The sequence below is a fragment of the Flammeovirgaceae bacterium genome (genome assembly GCA_015180985.1).
In the GTDB taxonomy this organism is placed as follows: domain Bacteria; phylum Bacteroidota; class Bacteroidia; order Cytophagales; family Cyclobacteriaceae; genus UBA2336.
In genome coordinates this window covers 2,282,995-2,302,853 of sequence record CP054185.1, presented here as the reverse complement: position 1 = coordinate 2,302,853, position 19,859 = coordinate 2,282,995, and the positions used below count along the sequence as shown (strand labels likewise).

Annotated in this window: 15 protein-coding genes; 5 read left to right on the top strand and 10 right to left on the bottom strand. The window is 46.8% G+C overall.

Going from position 1 to position 19,859, the window contains the following annotated elements; genetic code table 11:
• Positions 1-30: 30 nt before the first annotated feature.
• Both HRU69_10720 and HRU69_10715 read right to left on the bottom strand, forming a co-directional pair.
• A complete protein-coding gene (locus HRU69_10720) occupies positions 31-1,320 on the bottom strand; it encodes an outer membrane beta-barrel protein (GenBank protein ID QOI97928.1) in 1,290 nt (429 codons plus the stop codon).
• Positions 1,301-1,855 carry a sigma-70 family RNA polymerase sigma factor gene (locus HRU69_10715; GenBank protein ID QOI98900.1) on the bottom strand — a complete coding sequence of 185 codons (555 nt, stop codon included), beginning with the start codon at positions 1,853-1,855 and terminating at the stop codon, positions 1,301-1,303. The genes HRU69_10720 and HRU69_10715 overlap by 20 nt, the downstream gene beginning before the upstream one ends.
• A gap of 159 nt (positions 1,856-2,014) precedes the next feature.
• Here HRU69_10715 and HRU69_10710 point away from each other — a divergent pair, with 159 nt between their 5' ends.
• Entirely contained in the window at positions 2,015-3,289 is a 1,275-nt protein-coding gene (locus HRU69_10710; protein ID QOI97927.1) for a DUF5103 domain-containing protein, read from the top strand.
• Between the two features lies 1 nt (position 3,290).
• Here HRU69_10710 and HRU69_10705 read toward each other — a convergent pair whose 3' ends face one another.
• The 3 genes from HRU69_10705 to HRU69_10695 form a co-directional block, all read right to left on the bottom strand.
• Complete coding sequence (locus HRU69_10705) at positions 3,291-4,094, bottom strand: CRISPR-associated protein Cas6 (GenBank protein ID QOI97926.1); 804 nt, start codon at positions 4,092-4,094, stop codon at positions 3,291-3,293.
• Positions 4,095-4,218: 124 nt separating this feature from the next.
• Positions 4,219-5,316, bottom strand: coding sequence for a redox-regulated ATPase YchF (gene ychF, locus HRU69_10700; GenBank protein ID QOI97925.1), 1,098 nt, complete (start codon positions 5,314-5,316; stop codon positions 4,219-4,221).
• A 106-nt stretch (positions 5,317-5,422) separates the two neighbouring features.
• Positions 5,423-5,779: a DUF3276 family protein gene (locus HRU69_10695; protein QOI97924.1), complete on the bottom strand. Its 357-nt coding sequence runs from the start codon at positions 5,777-5,779 to the stop codon at positions 5,423-5,425.
• Between the two features lie 127 nt (positions 5,780-5,906).
• On the opposite strand from HRU69_10695, the gene HRU69_10690 reads away from it, so the two are divergent.
• On the top strand, positions 5,907-6,809 hold the full coding sequence (locus HRU69_10690; GenBank protein ID QOI97923.1) for a DUF58 domain-containing protein: 903 nt from the start codon (positions 5,907-5,909) through the stop codon (positions 6,807-6,809).
• 7 nt (positions 6,810-6,816) lie between these two features.
• Here HRU69_10690 and HRU69_10685 read toward each other — a convergent pair whose 3' ends face one another.
• Complete coding sequence (locus HRU69_10685) at positions 6,817-7,176, bottom strand: 4Fe-4S binding protein (GenBank protein ID QOI97922.1); 360 nt, start codon at positions 7,174-7,176, stop codon at positions 6,817-6,819.
• 87 nt (positions 7,177-7,263) lie between these two features.
• On the opposite strand from HRU69_10685, the gene HRU69_10680 reads away from it, so the two are divergent.
• Complete coding sequence (locus HRU69_10680; protein ID QOI97921.1) at positions 7,264-8,271, top strand: acyl-CoA reductase; 1,008 nt, start codon at positions 7,264-7,266, stop codon at positions 8,269-8,271.
• On the opposite strand, the gene HRU69_10675 is transcribed toward HRU69_10680, so the two are convergent.
• The 3 genes from HRU69_10675 to HRU69_10665 form a co-directional block, all read right to left on the bottom strand.
• Positions 8,268-14,018, bottom strand: coding sequence for a gliding motility-associated C-terminal domain-containing protein (locus HRU69_10675; GenBank protein ID QOI97920.1), 5,751 nt, complete (start codon positions 14,016-14,018; stop codon positions 8,268-8,270). The two genes, HRU69_10680 and HRU69_10675, sit on opposite strands and share 4 nt — an antisense overlap.
• A 5-nt stretch (positions 14,019-14,023) precedes the next feature.
• Positions 14,024-14,371, bottom strand: a complete 348-nt coding sequence (locus HRU69_10670; GenBank protein QOI97919.1) for a hypothetical protein — start codon at positions 14,369-14,371, stop codon at positions 14,024-14,026.
• 188 nt (positions 14,372-14,559) lie between these two features.
• Entirely contained in the window at positions 14,560-15,126 is a 567-nt protein-coding gene (locus tag HRU69_10665; GenBank protein QOI97918.1) for a hypothetical protein, read from the bottom strand.
• Positions 15,127-15,278: 152 nt separating this feature from the next.
• Here HRU69_10665 and smc point away from each other — a divergent pair, with 152 nt between their 5' ends.
• Together smc and HRU69_10655 are read left to right on the top strand one after the other, a co-directional pair.
• A complete protein-coding gene (gene smc / locus HRU69_10660) occupies positions 15,279-18,815 on the top strand; it encodes a chromosome segregation protein SMC (GenBank protein QOI97917.1) in 3,537 nt (1,178 codons plus the stop codon).
• 76 nt (positions 18,816-18,891) lie between these two features.
• The gene (locus tag HRU69_10655) at positions 18,892-19,419 is read left to right on the top strand and encodes a DUF4136 domain-containing protein (GenBank protein QOI97916.1); all 528 of its coding nucleotides are present in this window, start codon (positions 18,892-18,894) and stop codon (positions 19,417-19,419) included.
• Between the two features lie 22 nt (positions 19,420-19,441).
• Here the strand turns inward: HRU69_10655 and HRU69_10650 are convergent, their stop codons facing one another.
• On the bottom strand, positions 19,442-19,831 hold the full coding sequence (locus HRU69_10650; protein QOI97915.1) for an acyl-CoA thioesterase: 390 nt from the start codon (positions 19,829-19,831) through the stop codon (positions 19,442-19,444).
• Between the last annotated feature and the right edge of the window lie 28 nt (positions 19,832-19,859).

Sequence of the window (19,859 nt, the reverse complement as noted above, 5' to 3'; positions counted from 1 at the left end):
ATGTCATAAGCCAACCGTTTAAAAAATTCATCAATTAAAAATATACCGGAACCGCACCGACACATCGTAAGTTACCGGGGTAATTTCGCGGCTGATATCCGGTTTATATATCGAATTAAATGCATAGCGGATGCCGGGGTTTAAAGCAATACGATAATGCCTGCCTACGCGGTAACTCAGTTCCGTGCCAACAAGGCCGCTAAAATTAACCGAGCGGTAAGGAGACTCGTCCCCGGCCTTCTGCGTTACCTTAGCCACGTTATCATTATCCGGAGTGAGTGTGTTCTGAATAAAGAAATCGGTAGCGATACCACCGTTTAACTGAACAGCAAAATCACCGTCAAGTATAAGATAACCGGCTTGTACCGGCACCGAAACAAACTGAAGGTTGCTGACAACTTCATACGGGCTGGTAGCCACCAGGTTCGACTGCCTGTCAATGTAATCATCCAGCGAAGCAACTGCGGTAGCAGCTTCCAGGCTGAACGAACTGGAAGTATAGGATGCACTCTGACTTAAATATGCAATACCGCCCTGCAGCACAAAACGGTTACTTAACCGCCCGCCTACCCCTGCACCAAATGAGTAACTCATCCCGGCCGATGAATTACCGGTTGCATTAAAACTACTGGATGTTGCTGCTGCACTGGCGTTAGGGTTAAACGTGCCGGCACCAACTCCGATGGAGGTCCACAACTGCTCATCCTTATGGCCTTTATCTTCTTTCTTATTCAGTGCTTTCTCTTCATCAGCCAGTTTTGCCAGGAGCACCATGCCCGGATCAGCAACCGCTTCAGGCTGTTGAAACGTCAATTTCGTATTCTTAAAGGAATATAGCACCGGCAATTTTCTTTCAGCCCAACTATCAGAAATGCCGGTATCACCCATTGCTATACCGGGTAATGACGGGTTATCTGAATATACAGAGTTATCTGAAAAGGAAACTTTTTCCCTTCTTTTGGCAATCCTGCCAGGCTGCTCATTTACCTGCTTTTTGTGCCGGAGGTCCCTATCAGTTTGTTGATCTGCGACCGAAGTCTCCTTGGTTTGATCTTCGATGATTTGTACAGCACCTTCCTTCGTTGTCAATGCAGGGCCAGGTGGCTGGTCAGTGGTAAGAAAATACAAAGCACTTATACCCAAAGCAACAGTAACTGAAGCCGCAGCCAACCAACGATAAGCAACAAGTTGCCTGCGAGCCTTTGCACCTGAAGCCCGTTCCAACTCCAACTCAATCCCTTGCCACACCGATTCCGTTGGGGTAGCCTCAGCACCCTCGAAGGCCGACTTCCATTCTTCTTCAAACCTGCGCTTCGCCATATGGTTTATACATTCCTTCGCTATTTAATTTATTTATCAGCAACATCCGGGCCCGGGCATACTGGCTCTTCGATGTGCCTTCCGAAATCCCAAGCATTTCAGCAATTTCTTTGTGGCTGTATCCCTCAATTGCAAAGAGGTTAAACACCACCTGGCAGCCCTGCGGCAGCGATTGTATCAGGTCAATTAGCTGTGCAAACTGCAGTCCGGACAGACTTATTTCTTGTTGAGGTAAATCCAATTCCTGAACGTCTACCATCGGGTAGAGGTAAAGTTTTTTACGATGGTGGTTGAGGGCCGTGTTCACCATAATTCTCGTCATCCACGTTTCAAGTTTAGCAGCATGCCTAAAACCCTTTAACCCCTGAAACACCCGCACGAAACCCTCCTGAAGTATGTCCTCCGCTTCCATGGTGGATTTGGAATAACGAAGGCAAACCACCATCATTTTTTTACAAAAACGGTCGTATAAAGCCTTCTGGCAGGCTCTATCCCCGTTGCGACACCCTTCAACAAGCTCGCTTTCACTGAGCATCCGGATTGTTCGGCCGTTTTGCATAATTAGACACACGCGTGCTTCAACCGGTTGGAAGCACCCGGTAAATAAATTTACTGCAACATTAATGAAGTAACCGGTAAAGATTTAATTGGATTAGGGCCGGAAAATTGCGTTCCGGGCTGTTATTTTTATGCAATGCGTTTTCTATTCTTTTTATTATTGGCTACAGCCTGTGTTGCAGTTCAACCTTCAGGTACTGATGTTCCGGAAAAAACTCTTGAATTATCTGACAAAGCCTATGAACCTGAAATCAAAACAGTAAGGCTGTATAACCTGGAGGGCTTTGCCACCCGGCCTGAATTAAACCCGGCCGTTACCCGGATGGGAAACTGGAATCTGGTGTTGGAATTTGATGACCTTAAAGACCAGCGCGATAATTACTACCTGCGCATTGTTCATTGCAATTATAACTGGACAAAGTCTGCCTTGCTCGATTTGGACTACATGCCTGAGTATAACGAGTATCCGATTACCGATTTTGAGTTTTCACTGGATACGCAAATCCCTTACGTTCATTACCATACACGGATACCACCCGTGAAACTACCGGGTAATTATGTGGCGGTAGTGTACCGGGGGTCAGACCGGAGTGATATTATTTTAACCAGGCGGTTTATGGTGTTCGATCCGCAGTTTACCTTTTTACGTGAAGGCAGCCTGATTGGGCCTGGTACTTTGGCTGAACGCAACCAGCAAATCAATTTCAAAATCAATTACAAAAATGTACACATAATTAACCCGATGGAAACCATTAATGTTACCGTGAGGCAAAACCAGCGGTGGGATAACCTGAGCGAACAGATAAAACCGAGTTTTTTGCGGGAGAACCAGAGCGAACTTGAATATCGGTTCTTCAGTGGCGAACATTTCTTCAGAGGAGGGAATGAATTCCGGTTTTTCGATTTGCGATCCTTGTTGTACCCCGGTCGGAATGTGGCCCGGGTCGACCGCACAACAAAACCACCAAATGCGTACATCGCGCCTGATCAAAGCCGGGCTGGTGATGTCTACTCTCAGCATCCTGACAACAATGGAAGTTACATCCTCGAAAACCTCGACTTCCGTAATAGAAATGCCGCCAATTACGTAAACGTTACTTTCACCCTGCTAAGTGAACCGGTTAGTGGTGAGGTTTATGTTATCGGGGCATTTACCGACTGGCAACTTGATGACTCAACTAAAATGCACTACGATACTGCTCAGCGGGCTTATAACGCAAACTACCTGCTCCGACAGGGCTGGTACGATTACCAATACGCGGTGAAATCCAAAACACTGCCCCCCTATTATTTCGAAGGGACGCATTACGAAACTGAGAACCTGTATGAAATTTTTGTGTATTACAGGGCCTTTCAGCCTCAGGCCGATTTACTACTTGGATATTTTGTGCTGGGAGAAAACAGGCGCTAGCTTACCGCGCATACACCACATCCTGCCGGGTGGTGCGCTGGGCAGGGTCGTTATGGGCAACATCCAGCATGCCAAAGCCTTTGTGGCAGAAATAACCCAGGCCGTGCTCATACACAAACTGCTGCACCTCGCGGGCTGCATACAAGGTAAACGGAAAGGTGTAGCCCCGTACCTCAAACTTCACATCGTTATCGTATAATGGGTAAATGCGCGCAAATTTTTTATGTGCTTCCTGAATACGCTGTAAGTAGTCGGCATCAGGAACAACCTGGAACTTATAAAAAGAAGCCAGTTGTTCAGCCGTAAACTGCCCGGTCTCTTCCATACGCTTTAGGGTAGCATCATAAAGTAAATCCGAAAATTCATCACTCTCAGGGTTGATAAACTTCTTACTCTGCTCATCATTAAAACCTGCCTGTAACGGAACAATAGGCGAAATGCACAAAAATTTTGATTCGTCACCAATGTGTACGGGCGGTTCATCTTCAACAGAATCAGGTACCAAATGCAAGCTTCCAATCATGATGTCCTTCTGGCCGAATACCTGTGAAAGAAAATAGTTACGGAAAGCCTGGTCGGGACAGGAGAAGACCAGCGTTACTTTGGCCGAGTAAAAATGCAGCCCTTTCCGGCTGATTTTCGTTTGCCCTTTGAGCCCTGAAAAGTTAAAGTGGGTAAACGACTGAAAGGACTTTTCCGGACCAAACATTAGTAACCCTTTAATAAACTGCGCCAGCAGGTACTGATGGTGGAAGGGCACATAAGCGCCCCGGTTTTTAAGCGAAAAAATAATCCTGGTTCTCACACCTTTAAAAAATTAAAAAGGGGTTAAAAAATACTTCAACTGCAAACCCCGCTTAATACTGATAATGAGCGGATTATAAAGCTAACAAAAAAATCAGGATGGCTGAAACGCCATGTAAGAAATTTTACACATTAAACCGAAAATGCATGATGTCGCCATCCTGAACCACATAATCCTTACCCTCAATGGCCATTTTACCTGCTTCTTTACATGCTTGTTCGGTCTTATATTTCTGATAATCAGATAGTTTAATCACTTCTGCTTTAATAAAGCCTTTTTCAAAATCGGTATGTATGACCCCGGCTGCCTGGGGGGCTTTCCAGCCTCTTTTAATAGTCCATGCTCGTACCTCCTTCTCGCCTGCTGTAAAATAGGTTATAAGGTCCAGCAGGTGGTATGATGCCCTGATTAGCCGGGTCAGGCCCGACTCCCGCAAACCGTATTCTTTAAGAAAAACCTGCCGGTCGGCCTCATTGTCTAACTCGGCTATCTGAGCTTCAATAGCAGCACAAATTACCACCACTTCGGCCTCCTCATCTTTCACCAGTTCCTTCAGGCGTTCCACATGGGTATTGCCGGTTAATACGGAAGACTCATCTACATTGGCAGCATAAATAACCGGTTTGGCAGTTAGCAATTGAAGGTCGGCAACCGCTATCTTGTCTTCATCTGAAATTTTAACCGAACGGGCATTTTTACCTGATAGCAGGGCGTCCTTGTACTGTTGCAGGATTGTAAACTCCTTCTTCGCTTTGGCATCACCGCTCTTCGCAATTTTCTCAACACGGTTTATCTTCTTTTCCACCGTTTCCAAATCCTTCAATTGCAACTCGGTATCAATGATCTCCTTATCGGCTACCGGGTCTACCCGGCCGTCAACATGCACAATGTTGTCGTTTTCAAAACAGCGAACCACATGTACAATGGCGTCAACCTCGCGGATATTAGCCAGAAACTGATTGCCCAGTCCTTCGCCCTTACTGGCGCCTTTTACGAGGCCGGCAATATCTACGAATTCAATGGTGGTGGGTACAACCCGTTGCGGTTTAACCAGTTCTTCAAGGATTTTTAAACGGTCGTCAGGAACACTGATGATGCCAATGTTTGGCTCAATGGTACAAAACGGAAAGTTCGCTGCTTCAGCTTTGTTGTTCGAGAGTGCATTAAAGAGGGTTGACTTGCCAACGTTTGGCAAGCCCACAATACCACATTGCAAGGCCATACCGGGATACTGACTTTTTTAAGGGCGCAAAGATAGCCGAAAGCATGAGGCAACAAAAAATCCCAGAGTATAACTCCGGGATTAGCTTGTTGAACCGGTCAGGCTGTTAATCCCATTTCAATTCATCATCGGTCGCTTTAGACACTCCGGCCGCTACTTCTTCCGGATGCACCTGATCAAACTGGCTGAAATCAACACCGGGCATCAACTCATTTTTAACATGGTTTACCGTGTTGGTAAGCGCCTCCATAAACTTGTTAAAATCTTCTTTGTAAAGAAAGATTTTGTGCTTCTCGTAGGTAAAACCATCTTCCTTAAAACGCTTTTTACTTTCGGTGATCGTCAGGTAAAAATCATTTGACCGGGTGGATTTTACATCGAAAAAATAGGTGCGCTTGCCGGCTTTTACTTTGGTAGAGAAAATCTCATCTCTGCCGTTTCCGTTCGATTTATGCTCTTCCACAATCCTTCTGGTTTAGGGTTAGGGTTAGGTAATGCTCGTGTTAAGATAGTATTTTGGGCAATTATTGCAAACTGATCAGGATTTTTAGGTATCTATACCTGTATAAAAACGCCATACTATTTGTGTTATGAGGCTAAACCTGGATGATATACACCAGCCGACCAGCCTGGAACTGTTAGCCCGCCAGTTGGTGGAAGGCTTTATTACCGGACTTCATAAGTCACCCTATCATGGCTTTTCGGTAGAATTTGCTGAGCACCGCCTGTACAACGATGGTGAAAGTACCCGTCATATTGACTGGAAGGTTTATGCCCGCACCGACCGGCTTTTTACCAAGCGCTACGAAGAGGAAACTAACATGCGGTGCCTGATAGCCATCGATACCTCGCCATCCATGTTTTATCCGACCGAAAACCTTGCCAAAATACGGTTCAGTAGTATTGTTTCCGCAGCGCTTATCACCCTGCTTAACCGGCAACGCGATGCAGTAGGCCTGTGCCTTTTCTCCGATTCAATCCGTGCACTTACACCGGTTAAATCAACCCCTACCCACCGCGAAAAGCTGCTTATTACACTTGAGAACCTGTTAAGAGAGCCCCAGCCGCCTGTACACTCAGCCGTTGCCACGGTTTTGCACGAGGTTGCCGAAAAAATTCACAGGCGATCGCTGGTAGTCATCTTTAGTGATATGTTTGATTCGGAAAACCCGGAAGAATTGTTTAAAGCCCTCCAGCATCTTAAACATAACAAGCACGAAGTGATTGTTTTTCATGTTATGGATCATGGTTCTGAACTCCGGTTTGAATTTGAAGACAGGCCAACTGAATTTATTGACCTTGAAGGAGGGCAACGGGTAAAGCTAAACCCGGCCGATGTACGCGAACACTATAATAAAGAGGCTGCAAAATTTTACAACGACTTAAAAATGCGGTGCAATCAATATAAGATTGACTTTGTACCGGCCGATGTCCGAATGGATATCAATACAATTCTCCAAACTTACCTCATCAAGCGAGCGCGGATGAAATAACCAATCATTAATTCTGCACAACACCCTCCTGGTGCAGCCATATTTTGCGGGCCATGAGCACTTCTTTTGACTCTACGTGATCGGGGTCGGGCACGCAACAATCAACCGGGCACACGGCTGCGCATTGGGGCTCTTCATGAAACCCGGTACACTCGGTACACTTACCCGAAACGATGTAATAAAATTCATCCGAAACCGGTTTCTGCATGGTCTTGGCATCAATTGTATTGCCGTCAATCTCTACGGTCTCCAATTTGGTGCCCCCAGCCCAGTTCCATTCGCGGCCACCTTCGTAGATGGCCGTGTTTGGACATTCCGGCTCACAGGCTCCGCAGTTAATGCATTCATCGGTAATTTTAATTGCCATGACTTGGTTATTTTCGCGTTCTAAAATTGTTCAAAATTAAAAGTTTAAACCTGTTCTTAAACAACCACACCACTTCAAAAGTTTTAAATGGATCTCCTTCAACGGATAACTGCCTTTGCCAGCCTCGGTAATGAACTCCGGCAACTCTCCCCGGAAAAACTGGCCTCGCTCGGCAGCGATGCCCAGGCGGAAAACCCGTGGTTCACTCCGGATAACGTTGCTCTCTCCGTGCAGGGAATTACATACTTCCTACAGAAAGATAAACTGACCAAGTGGGTTATGCAGTATGATTTTGATCATACTATCCCAAAAAATATTGGTGTTGTTATGGCGGGCAACATTCCCCTGGTGGGCTTTCACGACTTTTTATGTGTACTCATAAGCGGGCACTCAATCACTGCAAAGCTGAGTTCAAAAGACGTTGTCCTGATGCAGTATGTTACCCGCCAGTTAATCGAAATTGAGCCGCAGTTCGGCCAGCGCATACTTTTAACAAGCGAACCACTAAAAAAAATTGATGCCGTTATTGCCACCGGTAGCGATAACTCCGCCCGGTATTTCGAATACTATTTTAAAAAGTATCCGTACATCATCCGTAAAAACCGTACTTCTGTGGCCATACTCACCGGCAATGAAACCAACGAAGAACTCATAGCACTCGGTAAGGATGTATTCAGCTACTTCGGACTGGGCTGCCGGAACGTTTCTAAACTTTTAGTGCCTGAGTCATTTGATCTTGCACGGTTGCTTCAGTGTTGGGAACCCTATCGTGAAGTTATAAACCATCATAAATACGCCAACAATTACGATTACCAGAAATCAATCGCGCTGGTTAACAAAACTCCCTTCCTCGATACTGGTTTTGTATTATTGTTTGATAATGAGGGTATTGTTTCACCAATCGCCACAGTTTACTACCAGCCCTACCGTACGCTACCACAACTAAATGAACTTTTGGAGAAACACCGGAATAAAATTCAGTGCGTAGTAGGCATGAACACTCCCGCAGCTGTACCGTTTGGTAAGGCCCAGCTACCTGAAGTATGGGAATATGCCGATAACGTTGATACGTTGCAGTTTTTAAAGAATCTTTAAGGACGGATACCACGTACGATCTCAACCCAACCGGTAAACACCTGATTACCGGCCTGGAGACGGTAGAAATATACCCCATCAGATTGGCCTTCGGCATTCCACAATTTCGGATCATCAAAAGCAATGGGGTAATTGTTGGATGAAAACACTTCTTTACCCCAGCGATTTGAAATGATAAGTTTTGCGCCTTCAGGAAGGTTGCGGATAAAAAAGCTATCGTTCACGCCATCGCCATTGGGCGTAAAGATGTTTGGAATAAATATATCGGTATCAACCGGTATATCCACGTCAATGGAACGTTCACAGCCGAGTCCATCGCGTACCGTAAGTGTATAGGTTCCGGCAAACAAGGCAATAAATTGTTCCTGAATCCGCAGGTTGGCGGTATTGCGTGTCATATTCTGAAAATCGCGAAGGAAGAACTGCCCACCCACCAGCGGGCCGGTGAGTTCAACTTTCAGCTGATAAGGTTCTTCCATGCTTTCCTGGATAACTACCAGCATCGATCCGGTTGGCTGATCAGGAAATGATTCCTTAATATTCTCAGTAGCCTGAAATCCAAGTGACGCAGCCGGTCCGACAACTGTAAACGACTGGAATGCTGTGGTTGCCACACAACCATTTAATACCGTTTGGTCTTGCGACAAGCGGATTTGGTAGTTACCCGGAGCTAATCCCGAGATGGTATAAGGCCCCAGCGACTCCAGGAACGTAATCGGACTAACGGTTGGTACTCCGCCTGAAACCAATTCATAGGTATAGTCAAGCCCCGAGGCACCGGTTATATTGTTCAGCACAATAGTACCGCCATCGCCAAAACAGATTTCGTCCGTTGCCAGGCTGGTAAAGCTTACTGTAAATACACCCACTACATCAATCGGGCCTAACCGGGTAGGACATTGTGAACCGGCCGACCGCAGCCATACAAAGTACGTACCGTTGGGAAGGTTTGGAATAACCACAAACGGTCCGCCTGTCGGCAGGTAGTCGCTGGCCACCGGAACATAAAGCGGATCGGTTGTTATGGCAAATTCAAACGTGCCGATATCAAAAATGGTAAACGAAATACTTCCGTTAGCTCCGTTCGATATACAATCGGGTGGCGTGATGGAAACCGCTGACGTGCTGATGAATCCGGGGAATGTAATAGTTACCGGAAAGTCGCGCTGGCACCCGGAGTTATCAACAACACTCAGGGTATACGACCCCGCACTCAAACCCCCAAAAATTCCTCCTGATGGCACCGTAGGGATTCCGTTTAGCAGGTAGGTGTATGGAGCGCCTGTACCACCGGATGGTGCACCAACCAGTGTTATCGCACCATCGTTATTGTTACAGGTTGCCTGTGTAACTGAAAAATCCTGAAGAATCTGCGGATTAAGATTGTTTATGGTAACCAGAACGGAAGCCGGGCAAAGATCACTTGCATCATCACGCACTAAAATTGAGTAGGTTCCATTAGGTGGAAGATCTGTAATGAGATGAGGTGAGGTGAACACATTCCAGTTTACCCCGGCATCAATAGAATATTCAAATGGCGCTGTGCCACCCGAAAGCACTGTTATCGTTGCCTGACCGGTGGGCTGACCAAAGCAGGAAGCATCCACAAATCCTGAGGCTGAAGCAATTACATTCGTCTGAACCGGCAAACTATACGGAAGGGCACAAACATTTGGTGACGGGAATGAAGCATCCTGAATAATGTAATAATAATTACCGGGCGAAAGATTGGTGAACGTAAAATCAGGGCCAGTGCCCGGCTTGGCCACGGTAAAGCCGGCACTATCGGTAAGCGTAACTATATAATTTGGTGTTCCACCGGCTATGGTAAAGGTAATCTGTCCGTCATCCTGAACAGCACATGAAGGACGTGTTTCAGCACTGGTTACCGTAAAGGCAAGGCAACCCAGACCCCCGCATCCGGTTGCAATATTTCCAACCGTGAACACCGAAGATGCAGTGCAGCCCAACAGGGCATCCTGCACATTGAGTGTATAAGTACCCGGACGCAATCCTGAAATATCTTCCGTTGAAGCCGTGAATCCTGCAGGACCCGACCAGTTAATATTAAATGGTCCGGGTGTTCCACCTATGGTAACATCCAGTGCGCCATTGAATGGTGCAAGGCAATTGGCGTTAGGTGTATTTGAAACCAAGCTGATTGTTACAGTAGTTGCATTCTGAGGAACGGTAATGGTAAACAAGCCTGTGCATCCTAACAAGGCATCGGTAACCTCTACATCATAGTCGCCTGCCTCCAGATTTATAACATCTTCGGTCGTGGCCGTAAAACCACTTGGTCCTGACCATAGGAATGTAAAGGGCCCCGGTGTTCCGGCAGGTGTTATATCAATCGAACCATTAAAGGGCGCATTGCAGTTGGTATTTCCGACCACTGTTTGGGTAAGTGTAATTACCGGAGCTGTGCTGGGTACAGTCAGTGTAAAAATACCCTGGCAACCCAACACCTGGTCGGTTATGGTTACGGTGTAATCACCGGCATCTAAACCAGAAATATTCTGCAACGTTGAAGTAAACCCTGACGGGCCCGTCCACGAATAATCAAACGGGCCGGGTGTACCTCCCCCGCTTTGCGTTATTGAACCAGTGAACGGTGCCGCACAATTTGAGTTGGCAACAATGGTTACCCCGGTTATGGTAACAACCGGCCGGCCATCAGCAACAGTAAATGTTACTGTAGCTGTACAACCTAAACCGGTATCGGTAACGGTCACATCATAGTCACCGTTCTCCAATGCCGTGATATCTTCTGCTGTTGATGTGAACCCACCCGGGCCACTCCATGCAAAAGCAAATGGCCCCGGTGTACCGGAAACGGAGATGCTCAATGCACCGGTAAACGGAGCAATGCAGTTGGTATTCGGAACGGATGAATCAAGCGTGACATTGATTGGCGGAGTGTTATCGCCAACGGTTAATACGAAAACATCCTGGCAGTTCAGCGTCTGATCAGTTATAGTAACTGTATAATCACCTGATTGCAATCCGCTTATTGAAGAGCCTGTACCTGTAAAACCCGAAGGACCGGTCCAATCGAAGGTGTATGGCCCAACGGTTCCGCCCGCTGTAATTGAAATAGAACCATTAAAGGGTGCAATGCAATTCCCGTTATCAACTATTGTCTGACTGGTGATGCTGATAGTTGGTGTATTATCACCCACTGTAAATGTGGCCACAACCGAACAACTCAAAGCGGTATTGGTAGCTGTAACGGTGTAATCACCTTCCCGTAATCCAGAGATATCCTCCAACGAAGATGTAAAACCAAAAGGACCAGTCCATGAAAATGTATAAGGACCGGCTGGCGTTACCGTAATCAATATAGCACCGTTAAACGGAGCCGTACAGGAAGAATTATCACTGATGGCATTAGCCGTTACAGTTAAAACCGGGGCGTTGTTATTAACCGTGAAACTCTGAACGACAAAACAACCACTCACAATGTTAGTAGCTGTTACCTGGTATAATCCGCTCTCAAGTGATGTAATGTCTTCGGCAGTTGAAGTAAATCCGCTGGGCCCCGTCCAGCTGTACGAATAGGCACCAGGTGGTGACACCGTTATCAGGATTGCCCCGTTAAAGGGAGCATTACAACGGTCGTTATCGACCACCGTACTACTGCTGATGAATGGCGTTACTGAAATATCATTGACAACTATCACGGCAGAAGCAGTACAACCGGATGGATTATCCGTAACATCAACTGAATATGTACCGGGTTGAAGACTATTAATATCCTCAGATGAAGAGCTAAATCCACTGGGTCCCGTCCACGCAAACGTAAATGGTCCTGCCGAGCCCGACACCGTCAGGTTAATCGCCCCGTTGAAGGGCGCAACACACCGGCTGTTGTCGGTGACTACGCTCGTTAACGTCAGGGTCGGTGCCGTGTTGCCCACGGTGATGTTCGCAACGGCTGTACATCCGCTCGGCACATCGGTTACCGTTACACTGTAGCTGCCGTCCTGGATGTTCGATAAGTCTTCTGTCGTGTACGGACCGCCCGGGCCTGTCCACGCAAACGTAAACGGTCCTGCTGAGCCCGACACCGTCAGGTTGATTGCTCCGTTGAAGGGCGCAACACACCGGCTGTTGTCGGTGACTACGCTCGTTAACGTCAGGGTCGGTGCCGTGTTGCCTACGTTGATGTTCGCAACGGCTGTACATCCGCTCGGCACATCGGTTACGGTTACGCTGTAGCTGCCGTCCTGGAGGTTCGATAAGTCTTCTGTCGTGTACGGTCCGCCCGGGCCTGTCCACGCAAACGTAAACGGCCCTGCCGAGCCCGACACCGTCAGGTTAATCGCCCCGTTGAAGGGCGCCACGCACCGGCTGTTATCGGTAACTACGCTCGTTAACGTCAGGGTCGGTGCCGTGTTGCCCACGTTGATGTTCGCAACGGCTGTACATCCGCTCGGCACATCGGTTACCGTTACACTGTAACTGCCGTCCTGGATGTTCGATAAGTCTTCTGTCGTGTACGGACCGCCCGGGCCTGTCCACGCAAACGTAAACGGCCCTGCCGAGCCCGACACCGTCAGGTTAATTGCCCCGTTGAAGGGCGCCACGCACCGGCTGTTGTCGGTAACTACACTGGAAAGTGATAGCGTTGGCCGTGCATCAGGCACGTTTACTACCGCAACTGTCTGGCAACCTGTTGTCAGGTCAGTTACAGTAACCGTGTAGGCTCCATGTTCAATTGCGGTTAAGTCTTCTGTTGCATAAGGCCCGCCCGGACCTGTCCAGCTAAAGCTTAAAGGGCCAATGGCACCGGTAACGGTAAGGTTAACGGCTCCGTTGAACGGTGCAGTGCACCTGGAATTAGGTGTTACCACGCTGGAAACAGACAGCGTTTGAATGTTTACAGTAACTGAGCCATTCATTAACACGGGGGAACATAATCCATCGACCGCCTGCACGGTCAGCACATCGCCATTGGAAAAGGTTCCGGAAGCTGCTGTTAAAACAAACGGTCCCGGAGCCGCAGGATTGGTTTGCGGTGCACCGATGGGTGAGCCGTTTACAAGAATCTGGTAGGTAACCGGAGCAGCCTGGGTTGCCGCAAGTGCTATTGTTGCATCATCACCGGCACAAACAACCTGCGGTGAAGGTGTAGTAACATTCTGGACAATCGGAGAAGGATCGGTAATAACGATTGGACCGACAGACCGGGTACAATTTGTACCATTATCACTAACAAGTACCGAATAGCTTCCCCCAACGAGTCCGCTTAAATCCTGTGTTCCCGGATCTACAAAACCGGAGGGGCCTGTCCACTGGTAAGAATAACTTCCTGTTCCACCGGATACCGTGATGTCAATAGACCCATTTGGAGTGCTGCAACTACCGTTGTTAGTGCTTGAAGCAAGTGAAGCAGATAAATCGGGGGAAACAGAAAATATCGTTACAAATTGAACCGAACTGCCATCGGCATCCTGTACAATGACAAGGTAGGTCTTACCGCCAACGGTTCCCTGTAAACCCGTTATTGGAAAGGGGACTCCCACCGTCAGGTTATGAGGTCCCTGGTCGGGCGGGCCGAAAATAAATGCCCGCAAGGGTGGCGGATTAGCTGACGACACCAGTATCTCGAATGAACCGTTGTCCAACCCATCACAGGCATCCTTTTTATTCTGAATGGTAAAAACTGGCTGTGCGTAGAGTAGTGATGCTGTAAAGGCAAACAGCAGAGACAGGGAGAGTTTAAAAAGTAAAGGTCGTGTCATGCAATTCAGTTAATGACCACTTCAAAAAATTTCTGACAGAAATCCGAACCCTCCTTTTCGCCTGTTATCACGATTGTGTGCTTACCCCGTTTCAGGTTTCGTATCGAAATTTCAGTTGATTTTAATTTGGTCTTGCCGGAAGCAGTAAGTATATAAACGGCAAACTGAGAACGGTCATCTTCGAATGCCAGGTCAATACTGCCGTTGTTCATGCCTCCGCTGGTATCCTTTTTACTCCATGTAACCTGAATTTCACTGCACCCTCCAACATAGTCATAGCGATCAGGAAAACGGTGGTAAAAGGATAGTACTACACTCAATGACGTGATTAATAGTGACTTAGATAATGCCATCTCATTAATAAGTTCAAAAAGTTACGCAATTATAAATAACCTTCAAAAAATTATAGTAACCCTAAAAAGGCCTTTTAGCCAATTTGTAAAGATCATGTTTATTGCGCGGCTCTCAAAAAATATGCGCAGGTAATAATGGTTTATCTCCGATGCATGTAAGTTTTAGCGTAAAAAATAACTTTTCTCTATTAAAAATGCTTTCTGTTAAGGATTTCACTGAGTATAAGTGCCTTTTTAAAGCCTTCGGGGTCACGTAAGTCCCGGGTATATTCCTCAAGTAAATTGCGCTGGTCGGCCTTATTGAACTCTTTAAACCGGCCGAAATCCATCTTTACATCTTCCAGCCGGGTGGTTTCCTCAAGCGATTTGCGGTAGAAAGCCTGTTGTTTGGCCTCCTCAAATTGCTTGTAGGTAGATTCTTTTTTGAAATCATAAGCCCGTTCAGTCTCCTGTTCTACCAATTCCTCTTCATCAGCAACCTCATCGTCATAGTCCACATACTCCTGGGTAACCGGTTCTGTGCGTTTGTACTCTGCAACAGGCTCATTCACCGGCTGTTTGGCTTCGGTTATTTCCTTTAAAAGTTCCTCAAAGGTTAACGGCCTGGGTTTTGATTGCGGTTGTGACGGGGCTGACCGACCTGTCGGTGGCTCATAATCAGTCGGACTTTGATCAGGTTGTTTTTTGGCTTTCAGCCAGTTATAAATCAGATAAATCGCTCCGATGATGATGTAATAAAGAATGCTGTCGTCCATAGGCAATTGTTGTCAAAAATAAGCATTTCGGCATTCATACCTTCCTGAATTTTATTTGAATTGGCACCCCGATAAAGTTATCTTTGCCGCGTTTCTCACCTGCTGGCAGGAAAGGAAAGATTTTTTAACTTCAAACAACCACACGTACTTCAATGCAGTTAGCCAAGCTTGAGATCAAGGGCTTTAAAAGTTTTGCCGATAAAGTCGTAATCAATTTCGATGAAGGGATTACCGGTGTTGTAGGCCCAAATGGCAGCGGAAAATCCAATATTGTGGATGCCATCCGGTGGGTATTGGGTGAACAAAAGACCAGCGCCCTCCGGTCGGAAAAGATGGAAAATGTGATTTTTAACGGAACAAGCGGCCGCTCGGCCCAGCAGATGGCCGAAGTATCCTTAACCATCAACAACACCAAAAATATCCTGCCTACTGAATATTCGCAGATAACCATCACCCGCAGGCTGTACCGTTCCGGTGAAAGCGAGTACCTGCTTAACGGTGTACTCTGCCGGTTGAAAGACATTACCAATTTATTTCTCGACACAGGTGTTGCCTCCAATACCTATGCCATCATTGAACTGGGTATGGTTGATGACCTGCTTAATGATAAAGACAACTCGCGCAGGATGCTCTTTGAGGAGGCAGCCGGTATTTCAAAATTCAAAAAGCGAAAGAAAGAAACATTAAAGAAACTGGAAGATACGGATGCCGACCTGGAACGTGTGGAGGACCTTCTTTACGAGATCGAGAAAAACATGAAAAGCCTGGAGAAGCAGGCAAAACAAACCGAGAACTATTACAAAATCAAAGACGAATACAAACAAAAAAGCATCACCCTTGCCCGGGTAGTGGTTGCCAGGCAAAAAGAGAAATTTATTTCACTTAGCCAGCGTATACAGCAGGAAAACGACCGGAAAATTGCGCTCAATGCATCCGTTGCCGAAATGGAGGCCACCATCGAAAGTGCAAAGGCCGACCTGGTTGGAAAAGAAAAAACACTTTCGGCAAGGCAAAAGGCGATTAACGATTTCGTAGCCAAAATCAGGCAATACGAAAGCGACAAACAAATAAAAAATGAGCGACTGAAATACCTGAACGACCGGGCCGCTACGCTGCGTGAGCAGATTGATCAGGACAGGAAAAGTAATGAACGCGCACGCTTCAGCATACAAAGCCTGGAAAACGAACGCGATGCCGCCCTGCAAACGCTTACCGAAATTGAGCAGCGGCTCAATCAGTTGCGGGCTGAGTATGAAGAACAACGCAAATTAACCGGCACCCAGCAGGGCCAGGTTGATCTGCAGCGTCAGGCCCTTCGGCAGAAACAGGAAGAAAGTTTTCAGACAAACAAGGCCGTTGAGATACGCGAAATCCAGGTGGCCACGTTCCGGCAGGAATTAGACCGTACCGCTACCGACACCAGTCAGCAAAGCGCCAGCTTAGTAGAGTTTGAAAAGAAGCTGGTCGTATTGCACGAAGAGATTCAAAAAAAGAACGCTGAACTCGAACAACTGCGCAAAGAAGAGGCCGATAACATCGAGCGGATTGCTTCCATGGAAAAAACCATCGAGGTGATTCGCGATGAGATGACGGCCACCAGCCGGAAACTGGACTCCAAGCAGAATGAATATAACCTGACCAAATCACTGGTTGAGAACCTGGAGGGCTTCCCGGAGGCCATCAAGTTTCTGAAAAAGAAAATTACCAAGCATGCTCCGCTCCTATCAGACGTACTCACCTGCCCGGAAGATTACCGCGTGGCTATTGAGAACTACCTGGAGTCGTACCTGAATTACTATATCGTTGAGCACGAGGCCGAAGCATACGAAGCCATCAACATCCTCAGTGATGCGTCAAAAGGTAAAGCCAATTTTTTCATCCTCGATGCTTTTGAAAAATTTGAACCCACTCCTACCCGCATCTACGACAACGCCTACCCGGCAACCCAGGTAATTGAGTTTGACCCAAAGTACCGGAAACTTATGGCCTATATATTAGATAAGGTATATGTGTATGAGGGTGACATAAAAGGCATTCCGGCTGATGATGACAATACCTTCATTACCAAGAGCGGTAAGCTCACTAAAAAGCGTTTCAGTATTTCCGGTGGATCGGTAGGGTTATTTGAAGGTAAGAAAATCGGGCGGGCAAAGAACCTGGAAAAACTGGACAAGGAAATTAAAGAACTTTCTGCTAAACTGGGTGAAATACGCGATAACCTGGTACAGCGCCAAACCGATCTGGAACGGTTGCGCCAAACTACCATCCGCCAGCAGCTTGATGAATTGCAACATACTATCAGGCAGGTAAATGAAGAATACGTATCAGTACGAACCAAACGAGAGCAGTTTTCTGAATTCCTGAGCAACGCTGATTTGCGGAGAGAAGACATATTGGAAAAGGTGGATGTATTGTTGAATGAACTGGATGAACTAAAGCCGAAAGCCCACTTGCTTCAGCATGCGGTAGCCGAACAGGAAAACCAGATTGCCCAACTTACCGAACTGCTCGCACAGGAGAACGAATACCTTACCCAGAAATCGGCTGCGCTGAATGAACAAAACATCCATTACCACCAGCAGCAAAACCGGGTAGCCAGCATCGAACAGGAAATCCGCTTTAAGCATGAGGCCATGGAGCAAAGCACCCTGAGGATTGAACTGAACCTGGAGGAATTAAAGAAAAACGAAGAAGAAGCGCGTTCGATTGTTGAGTCAACACAAAGTCACGATACCGAACTTATTTCCATGTACGCGCAAAAAGAAATCATGGAAAAGGAACTGAACGAGGCTGAGAAACAATATTACCAGTCGCGCGGTGACATTGACCAGACAGAAAAAGAATTACGCGAAGTACAGCACACCCGGCAGCACATCGACAGCCTGCTGATGGAGTTGCAAAACCAATTAAATGAAAATAAACTGCAGCTTAATTCGGTTAAAGAAAGGCTTTCGGTTGAATTTAATGTTGACCTTGAAACACTCGGAGAACCGGCTAATGAAGAAGATGCACACCGCCTGAAAGAAGCGGATGAAGAAAAACTACGCAACGAAGTAACCCGCATACGCGAGCGGCTGGACACCATGGGGCCCATTAACCCCATGGCCATGGAAGCCTATACTGAAATTAAAGAGCGCAACGATTTCATTATCGCCCAGCGCGATGACCTGTTTAAAGCCAAGGAATCGCTGCTGAATACTATAACCGAAATTGAAGGAGTGGCCAGCCAAACTTTTATGGATGCCTTTAACCAGGTGCGCGATCATTTTAAACGCGTATTCCGATCGCTGTTTAACGAAGAAGACGACTGCGATATTAAACTGATTGATCCCAACAATCCGCTGGAATCCGAAATTGATATCATCGCCAAGCCCAAAGGCAAACGGCCAATCACCATCAACCAGCTTTCGGGCGGAGAGAAAACACTAACCGCCACGGCCCTGCTGTTTTCGATGTACCTGCTCAAACCGGCACCCTTCTGTATTTTTGATGAGGTGGATGCCCCACTGGATGATGCCAACATCGACAAGTTCAATAATATAATCCGCAATTTCAGCAAGGAAAGCCAGTTTGTAATTGTAACACACAACAAGCGAACCATGACGGCTACCGATGTGATCTACGGGATAACGATGGTCGAAAAGGGCGTTTCGAAAGTTGTGCCCGTTGATTTGCGTGAACTGGCCTGACCGCCTGATAAAGATCAGCCATTAAGGCTGACCTTCACCAGCAGAAAAACACCTGAAGAGTTTACAACTTAGCAGCATGAATAAGGTTATCGGCATACTGGGTTTACTCATTTTCTTTGCCTGCGACCCTGTTAAAACCGAATACAAGTCAGGTATTGATTTCAGTATATATAAAACGTTTTGCTGGCTGGAAAACTGTTCATTTTTCTACACCGGACCGGAATACCTTAACCGGCCCGAGATTCAGGAAGCCATCAGGAAGTCTATTATCGATAACCTGAGCGGCAAAGGCCTTCGCTTTGACAGCAACAATCCTGACCTGCTCGTGGACTTTCATGTAACCATTGAAGATACTATTGTTATCCGCTACCACAGCCAGGAAGACGAGCCCTATTACTACAAAACCCCGTTCACCCGTGCCGATGAAATTCATGTAACTAAAGGAACCCTGGTTGTTCACCTGATCGACCGGCAACGAGGTGAACTGGTATGGGAAAGCCATACCGAAGGTTTTTTGGAAACGCCTCCTGATTTATCGGAGAAACACATCCGGGCCGGCATTAATAAGGTGTTACAGGATTTTCCGCCCAAACCAAAAGAATAAAGTTAGGCCGTTATGGTGCTGGTTAATGAAACAGATTCAGGATATCACGTTCAATCCTGCGGGGTTTCATGGTTTGCGCATCCAGCAGGCACCAGTTGGTTTTTGCACGCACCAACAGTTTGCCGGTCTGTTGATTGTATAACTCCACATGACGCTCCGAGCGAACTCCCTCGGATTGATGTACCCAGGTACGGGCCTTTATTATATCATTCAGAAAAGCCGGGGCAAAATATTCAATTTCATGTTTGAGTACTACCCATGAATAACGTTGTTTCATCTCAGCAGCAGCAATTGCATTCCAGTGAGCCGAGGCCACATCCTGTACCCATTGCAGGTACACTACATTGTTTACATGATTTAAATCGTCAAGATGTTCGGGCCTAACGGTAAGTACCTGTTCAAATACTTTCATGCTTCAATTTACACATCAAAGTATTTCA

Bases quoted from the DNA above. Each gene is read 5' to 3' on its own strand.
- HRU69_10720 (QOI97928.1), bottom strand. From the start codon at position 1,320: ATGGCGAAGCGCAGGTTTGAAGAAGAATGGAAGTCGGCCTTCGAGGGT.
- HRU69_10715 (QOI98900.1), bottom strand. From the start codon at position 1,855: ATGCTCAGTGAAAGCGAGCTTGTTGAAGGGTGTCGCAACGGGGATAGA.
- HRU69_10710 (QOI97927.1), top strand. From the start codon at position 2,015: ATGCGTTTTCTATTCTTTTTATTATTGGCTACAGCCTGTGTTGCAGTT.
- ychF (QOI97925.1), bottom strand. From the start codon at position 5,316: ATGGCCTTGCAATGTGGTATTGTGGGCTTGCCAAACGTTGGCAAGTCA.
- HRU69_10690 (QOI97923.1), top strand. From the start codon at position 5,907: ATGAGGCTAAACCTGGATGATATACACCAGCCGACCAGCCTGGAACTG.
- HRU69_10685 (QOI97922.1), bottom strand. From the start codon at position 7,176: ATGGCAATTAAAATTACCGATGAATGCATTAACTGCGGAGCCTGTGAG.
- HRU69_10680 (QOI97921.1), top strand. From the start codon at position 7,264: ATGGATCTCCTTCAACGGATAACTGCCTTTGCCAGCCTCGGTAATGAA.
- HRU69_10675 (QOI97920.1), bottom strand. From the start codon at position 14,018: ATGACACGACCTTTACTTTTTAAACTCTCCCTGTCTCTGCTGTTTGCC.
- HRU69_10670 (QOI97919.1), bottom strand. From the start codon at position 14,371: ATGGCATTATCTAAGTCACTATTAATCACGTCATTGAGTGTAGTACTA.
- HRU69_10665 (QOI97918.1), bottom strand. From the start codon at position 15,126: ATGGACGACAGCATTCTTTATTACATCATCATCGGAGCGATTTATCTG.
- smc (QOI97917.1), top strand. From the start codon at position 15,279: ATGCAGTTAGCCAAGCTTGAGATCAAGGGCTTTAAAAGTTTTGCCGAT.
- HRU69_10655 (QOI97916.1), top strand. From the start codon at position 18,892: ATGAATAAGGTTATCGGCATACTGGGTTTACTCATTTTCTTTGCCTGC.
- HRU69_10650 (QOI97915.1), bottom strand. From the start codon at position 19,831: ATGAAAGTATTTGAACAGGTACTTACCGTTAGGCCCGAACATCTTGAC.